This is a genomic window from Pedobacter sp. (assembly GCF_041662865.1).
In the GTDB taxonomy this organism is placed as follows: Bacteria; Bacteroidota; Bacteroidia; order Sphingobacteriales; family Sphingobacteriaceae; genus Pedobacter.
In genome coordinates, this window is record NZ_JBAZRL010000027.1 from 32,958 (window position 1) to 40,334 (window position 7,377).

At 34.0% G+C, this 7,377-nt stretch carries 5 protein-coding genes; 4 read left to right on the forward strand and 1 reads right to left on the reverse strand.

Features of this window, described 5'->3' with window-relative positions:
* Positions 1-78: 78 nt before the first annotated feature.
* The 3 genes from WC622_RS10450 to WC622_RS10460 all read left to right on the forward strand — a co-directional run bounded on the left by WC622_RS10450 (position 79) and on the right by WC622_RS10460 (position 5,162).
* On the forward strand, positions 79-534 hold the full coding sequence (locus WC622_RS10450) for a response regulator (RefSeq protein ID WP_372819632.1): 456 nt from the start codon (positions 79-81) through the stop codon (positions 532-534).
* 66 nt (positions 535-600) lie between these two features.
* Positions 601-4,146, forward strand: coding sequence for a PKD domain-containing protein (locus WC622_RS10455; RefSeq protein ID WP_372819633.1), 3,546 nt, complete (start codon positions 601-603; stop codon positions 4,144-4,146).
* Between the two features lie 2 nt (positions 4,147-4,148).
* Entirely contained in the window at positions 4,149-5,162 is a 1,014-nt protein-coding gene (locus WC622_RS10460; RefSeq protein WP_372819634.1) for a type IX secretion system membrane protein PorP/SprF, read from the forward strand.
* Between the two features lie 13 nt (positions 5,163-5,175).
* Here WC622_RS10460 and rpoN read toward each other — a convergent pair whose 3' ends face one another.
* Positions 5,176-6,651: an RNA polymerase factor sigma-54 gene (gene rpoN, locus WC622_RS10465; protein WP_372819635.1), complete on the reverse strand. Its 1,476-nt coding sequence runs from the start codon at positions 6,649-6,651 to the stop codon at positions 5,176-5,178.
* 154 nt (positions 6,652-6,805) lie between these two features.
* Here rpoN and mscL point away from each other — a divergent pair, with 154 nt between their 5' ends.
* Complete coding sequence (gene mscL, locus WC622_RS10470) at positions 6,806-7,240, forward strand: large conductance mechanosensitive channel protein MscL (RefSeq protein ID WP_372819636.1); 435 nt, start codon at positions 6,806-6,808, stop codon at positions 7,238-7,240.
* The last annotated feature ends 137 nt before the right edge of the window (positions 7,241-7,377 follow it).

Here is a 7,377-nt window from a genome sequence, read left to right on the forward strand (position 1 = left end):
TTATTTGTTAAAACAACTAAATTAGTCTTTTAAGAGTTATAATAAAAAAGTATTTTTATCTTTTATTAAAGATCCCTAATGAGCACAAACATTTTATATGTTGATGATGAACCGCACAATTTAAGTGCATTTGCAGCCACTTATCGTAGGTTGTATAAGATTTTTACGGCCGAATCTGCAGATGAAGGCAGGGAAATTTTAGATAAAGAAGATATACACATTATTATAACGGATCAGCGGATGCCAAAAACTACTGGAGTAGAGTTTTTGGCTTCTATTTTAGAAGCGCATCCGGATCCAATACGAATGATACTTACAGGCTATACCGATATTGATGCCGTAATAGATGCGATAAATAAAGGTCAAGTTTATCGGTATATTCAAAAGCCTTGGATGGAAGAGGATTTAAGGATTAATATTGAAAAAGCTATTGAAATTTACACACTTCGTAAAGAGAATAAAGAACTTACAGAGAAGTTGTTGGTTGCCAATAGACAATTAGAGTTTATTGCTCGACAGAACTTGCTTTCGTAGGTAGGGAATTCTATTTTAAAATTCCTGAAAAATCATCAGTTTAGTAATAAAATATTATTATTGTAAATGTGCTCTAAACTTTTGATAGGTAATGCTTTGGCAAAGAAACTTTGTCTGGCTATTACTTTATTTCTATTGCTGGGATTTTCTCAAAATGCGCTGGCTCAGAATATCTCTAATGAAGGGATGGAATTTTGGACTGTTTTCCCAACACATGACCCAAGTAGTTCTAGCCTTGCTACAATGAATGTAAATATTACATCTAAATTTGACTCAGAGGTTACTGTAAGTTGCGGTACAAGTTTACCTCAAACTAAATTAATTCCGGCAAATACTGTAGTTACTTTTTTGGTTAGTAGATCCGATTCGTATATTGATGGAACAGAAAGCAATAATAAACTAGTTAATAGGGGAATACATATTGTAGTTACGCCAGGAAAACCTAAAGTTGTCGCTTATAGTCATGTTTTTGCAGGTTTTCGATCTGCAGCTACTTTAATTTTACCTTATGAAGCTTTAGGTCAGAAGTACTATTCTATGAATTATACGCAAGATCGAGGAATAGAGGGAGAATGTAAAAATTTTTTAGTCTTAATTGCTGCAAATGATAGTACTAATTTAATTCTTCACAAAATAGATGGTAGCACTATTTCTATCCCCATGTTGAACAAAGGTGATGTGTATGAATATATGCCGCTAATAAGAGAAGATTTAACAGGTGTTTTTGTTGAGGTTGATACAACAACTTCAAACTGTAAGCGTTTTGCTGCTTTCTCAGGTAGTACATCAGTAAGCATTGGGTGTGCTAATTCAAGAGATCCATTGTTTCAACAATTATATGCTACTAATAGTTGGGGTAAAACCTATGGGGTCATTCCCTTTATTAACAGAAGATATATTGTGAGGGTATTGGCTCAAGAAAATAATACTTCAGTAACTTTGGATGGTGCATTGATGGGCGTAATTAATAAAGGACAGTATCTTGAAAGAACATTGATTGATCCAGTTATTGTTTCGGCAGATAAATTAATTAGTGTTGCTGAATACTCTTTTACTGAAAACTGTTCAGATATAAATGGTAGACGATTAACTGGAGATCCTGAAATGGTATTGCTTAATCCAATAGAGTTTAATATTAAAAATATAACGGTATTTTCATCTGATAAAAATGTTATAACAGAGAAATATATTAATGTTTTTATGAAAACCAGTAAAGTATCAACATTTAAATTAAATGGAAATGCCCGTGGAAGTTGGCAAATTATGCCATCGGATCCTAATTACGCATATCTTCAACTTCCAGTTTATGACGAGAGTTTAACATTGACTGCAGATGATGGTTTTAATGCGATTGCTTATGGTTTTGGTCAAACTGAATCTTATGCTTACTCAGCTGGTACAAATTTAGCTTCGACACAATTTTTGATATTAGTAAATAAAGTAACTGGTAATGAAAATGCAGGTGCATGTTTAGGGGAGGAATCAGACTTTAAACTGACTTTGCCTTATAAACTAGATAGACTTATATGGAAATATGGTGACGGAACTGTAGATTCTAACATTCCTAACCCAACTTTTACAACCAATGGTACAAGCCCAGTACTTTACACATATACTGCGCCAGTTAGCAAGACATTTACAGTAGCAGGTAAAACCCAAATCACCGCTATTGCAACTTTATCAGCAACCGCTGGAAGCTGCTCTACTAGTGACATTGAACTTAATTTTACATTTGATGTTGACTCGTTACCCACAGCAAAATTTACTGCAGCAACCGAAAAATGTGCCAATCAAGGGATTATTTTTACAGATGCTAGTAATGCAAATGCTGATGGAAAAGTAATAACCAAATGGCAATGGGATTTTGGTGATCCAGCATCTGGAGCACTAAATACATCTGCCGAACAAAAACCAAAACATACATTCACAGCTCCAGGCACTTATACAGTTAAACTTTTTGTTAGTGCAGAGAACGGTTGTATGTCAGATGTTTTTCCACAAGATATTATTATTTATCCTGTACCAGATGCAAAATTCACTGTTCCTAGCACCTGCATAAATACAAGTTTTACATTTACAGATCAATCTACTATTAGTACTGCGGTTTTTGCAGATGCTAAAATAGTAAACTGGCATTGGGATTTTGGCGATGGTGTAAGCGAAGATAGACCAGATTCATCAACTCCAAATCATCAATATATAAGAGCTGGTACGTACACAATTACCTTAACTACAACTTCTAATAAAGGTTGCACAAGCACTATTTCACATCCAATAGTAATTACAGGTTTGCCAATTGCAGATTTTAGTACTCCTGATTTTTGTTTAGCTGATGGTTTTGCCAATTTCATTAATAAATCAAAAGATCAAAATGGAAGTGAAGTTGGTTTAACCTATGTATGGGATTTTGGAGATCCAGCTTCGGGTGCTGCAAATAGCTCAACACAAAAGGATGGTAAACATGCTTATAATGCAATAGGTAACTATACAGTTAAGCTTACAATTACAAATGTAAATGGTTGTACTGATGAAAAATCATATCCATTTACAGTTAATGGAGCAGTTGTTAAAGCCGATTTTACAATTAAGAATGAAGCAAATTTATGTAGCGGGAATGATGTAATTATAAACAGTACATCTGCAGCAGCTTTTGGTAGCATCACCAAAGTAGAAATTTATCAAGACTTTGTAAACAACCCTACAAGTTTCATTACTATTCCTTATCCAAAACTTCCAATAAGTGATGATATACCTTTAACCTATGCTCCTTTTGGAGGAAATACAAATAAGACATATACCATCAAATTGGTGGCTTATTCTGGCGAGAGTTGTACATTATCTGCCATGCATAACATTACCATCAAGCCAGCTCCTCAATTAACTTTTACCCCTATTCCTGCTGTTTGTGAGAATGTTGGTGATATTATTGTTAATCAAGCTACTGAAAACTCCGGAATAAATGGGGCAGGTGTTTATAGTGGTACGGGTATAAAACCTGATGGTACTTTTGATCCGAAACTAGCTGGCCCTGGTATACACCACATCATCTATACATTTACACCTCAAAATGGGTGTACAGTTAGTATTGGGCAAGATATTGAAGTTTACCCGATTCCTATTACTGATGCAGGTGCAGATTTTTATATTTTAGTAGGTGGTGAGAAAAAGATGCAAGCTAACGCAACTGGTACTGGCTTAACTTATAAATGGACACCAAGTATTGGTCTAAGTGCTGATGATATTTTAAATCCAATTGCTAAGCCAGAAACCGATACTCAATATACATTAACCGTTACCTCAGATCAAGGTTGTACTACAGTTGACCAAGTATATGTGCATGTGTTGCAAAATGTGAATGCTCCAAATAGCTTTACACCAAATGGCGATGGAGTGAATGATGTGTGGAATGTGAAATATTTGGATACATATCCAAACAGTAATGTAGAAATTTTTGATAGGAATGGGCAAAGGGTGTTTTTCAGCAAAGGGTATGCTGTACCATTTGATGGAAATTATAAAAATCAAGCGCTACCTGTCGGAACTTATTACTATATTATCAATCCAAATAGCGGAAGAAAAAGTATAACAGGAAATTTAACCATTATAAGATAGTTTTGAAAAAAAGTTACTACATCATCATTTTTATAATTGGAATAAGCTTATCTTCTTTTGGTCAGCAAAGGCCGCAGTATACACAGTATATTTTCAATAACTATTTGCTAAACCCTGCATTAAGCGGCATAGAAAATTATACTGATTTTAAAGCCGGTTACAGAAAACAATGGTCGGGTATTGAAGGTGCACCACAAACTACTTTTGCCTCAGCACATTGGAGCTTAGGGAGTGATTATTTATGGAAAAACCCGTTGTCAATGCCAGAAAAGGGGGATGACCCTATGAGTGATAATTACATGCAAAATTACACGGCATCGCCAGCGCATCATGGTATGGGTGCTACAGTAGTTTTAGATAAGGCAGGGCCTATCTCTAGATTAGATGCGAATTTAACCTATGCCTATCATCTTCAATTGTCGGGAACCTTAAATTTATCGGTTGGTGCTGCGGTTGGAATAACCAGAATTGGGTTAAATGTGAATGAGCTTACTTTAGAAAACCCCAATGATCCAGCTTTAAACAATACAATAACTAGTCAGGTTAAACCAGATTTAGGTATGGGAGTTTGGTTGTATGGCGCCCGTTTTTTTGCAGGAGCTTCTGTACAACAAATCTTACCTCAAAAGTTAGCCTTTACTAACGATCCAAATTACACTAGCGGAAAAGAAGTTCCTCATGCTTTCCTTACTGCAGGCTATAAATTGTTTATTGATGAAGATATTTCGGCTATTCCTTCGGTTATGGTTAAATATGTAAATCCTGCACCATTATCTGTAGATGCGAACTTAAAAGTTGCCTTTAAAGATCGTTTTTGGATTGGTGGAAGTTATAGGTATAACGATTCTTATTCTGCAATGGCAGGATTAAATATTAATAAGCTAATCAATTTAACGTATTCCTACGATTTTACAACTTCACAACTAAACAAAGTGAGTTACGGTAGTCACGAAATTGTATTGGGTTTACAATTGAATAACGTGTACCAAGTAATGAGCACGATGAGAATGTGGTAATTCAGCTAACTGATTAAAGTTCTTTTCTCAATCTTGCAACCGGAATATTCATTTGCTCACGGTATTTAGCTACTGTTCTTCTGGCGATATTGTAACCTCTCTCTTTTAAAATTTCAGTCAACTTTTCATCGGCCAAAGGTCTGCGTTTATCTTCATTGCCAATGCAATCTTCTAATATTTTCTTTACTTCTTTATTAGAAACTTCTTCGCCATTTTCAGTCTGAATAGCTTCAGAGAAAAATGATTTTAGTAAAAATGTGCCAAATTCTGTTTGTACATATTTAGAGTTTGCAACTCTGGAAACAGTAGAAATATCCATTCCAATTTTATCAGCAATATCTTTTAAAATCATCGGACGCATTTTACGTTCATCTGCAGTTAAAAAATATTCATATTGGTAATGCATAATGGCATTCATGGTTTTAAGCAAAGTTTGTTGTCTTTGTTTAATAGCATCAATAAACCATTTAGCAGAGTCAAGTTTTTGTTTTACAAATTGAACTGCTTCTTTTAACTTTTTATCTTTCTGAGCAGCTTTATCGTAATGATCAAACATATCCATGTAAGAACGACTTACCCTTAACTCTGGTGCATTTTTAGAGTTCAATGTCAAAATTAAAATTCCATCATTATTACTGATATGAAAATCGGGTATAATTTGAAGCTGTTTCGTAGTAACCTGATTAGAATCTCCAGGTTTAGGGTTTAAACGCAAAATTTCTGCAACAACCTCTTTTAATTCTTCACTATTTAATCCAACAGATTTTTCTAATTTATCGTAATGTTTACGTGTAAATTCATCTAAATGATGTTCTACAATTGAAATTGCCTTTTTAATAATCGGATTATGTACATCCTTACGCTTTAACTGAAGAGATAAACATTCTTGTAAATCACGAGCTGCGATGCCTGGAGGATCAAAGCTTTGAATTACTTTTAGCATTTCTAAAACATCTTCTTCCTCAATCATTACATTTTGAGAGAAAGCCAAATCGTCTATCATTGACGTAATCGGACGACGTAGATAACCATCATCATCCAAACTCCCAATAATCTGTTTTCCAATAATAAAATCTGTATCAGATAAAGGAACAAGATCTAATTGTTCTTGTAAACTTTCAAAAAAAGTACTTTCAATGGCTATTGGGGTCTCTTTTTTCTCTTCATCATCATCACCATTGTTGTAAGATGTACTGTAATCGTTCGTATTATCGTCTTGTAAATAATCTTCTACATTAAATTCATCTGTACTGCTACTTTCATCACTTGATTCTTGATTGAAATCATCACGTTCGTTCAAATCATCATATTCATTTACAGGTTCATCAGCAGTCATTAAACTAGGATCTTCTAACGCTGGATTTTCCTCTAATTCCTCTTTTATACGAGTATCTAAAGCAACAGTAGGCACCTGCAACAACTTAATGAATTGTATTTGTTGCGGAGATAGCTTTTGTAATAATTTTTGTTGTAGATGTTGCTTTAGCATATAGTAGAGTAGCAGTTTTAATTTCCAAAAATAAGCATTTGCTTTAAAATTAAGGCAAAAGGCAAGTATTATTCTTTTTTTAAATTTTTAGACAGTTTATTTGCTTAATTCGATATATTTATTTCCATTAAATTAAAACTAAAAACAAATATCTATGGGCTTTGTAAAAGAATTTAAAGAATTTGCAATCAAAGGTAATGTAATGGACCTTGCTGTCGGTGTAATTATTGGGGGTGCATTTGGTAAAATAATTGATAGTGTTGTTAAAGATTTAGTGATGCCAATTGTTTCTTCTATAATTGGGCAACCAGATTTTAGCAACTTATATGTTGTATTAAAGGGGAATGTGCCTGATGGTACAACCCTAGAAAAAGCTAGACAAATTCCAGAAACTGCAATATTTGCCTATGGAAGTTTTTTAACTGTAGCCTTGAATTTCTTTTTATTAGCATTAGTGGTCTTCCTTTTGGTAAAAGGGATAAATTCATTAAAGCGCAAGGAGGAAGCAAAGACTTCTACAGCTCCTGCAGCACCAACTAAAGAAGAAGTATTGTTAACTGAAATAAGAGATTTATTGAAAAATAAATAAACAATAAAAAGCCTCCAGATTAATTGGAGGCTTTTTTATTAAAAGGTTCTTTTCAAAGTGGGATCGGTTACAATGATATAATCTCCTAAATCTTTGTATTTGCTCCAATCTGGCTGTTCAAAATCTTCAGCAGAGAA

Coding starts and splice junctions, on each gene's coding strand:
- WC622_RS10450 (WP_372819632.1), top strand. CDS start 79: ATGAGCACAAACATTTTATATGTTGATGATGAACCGCACAATTTAAGT.
- WC622_RS10455 (WP_372819633.1), top strand. CDS start 601: ATGTGCTCTAAACTTTTGATAGGTAATGCTTTGGCAAAGAAACTTTGT.
- rpoN (WP_372819635.1), bottom strand. CDS start 6,651: ATGCTAAAGCAACATCTACAACAAAAATTATTACAAAAGCTATCTCCG.
- mscL (WP_372819636.1), top strand. CDS start 6,806: ATGGGCTTTGTAAAAGAATTTAAAGAATTTGCAATCAAAGGTAATGTA.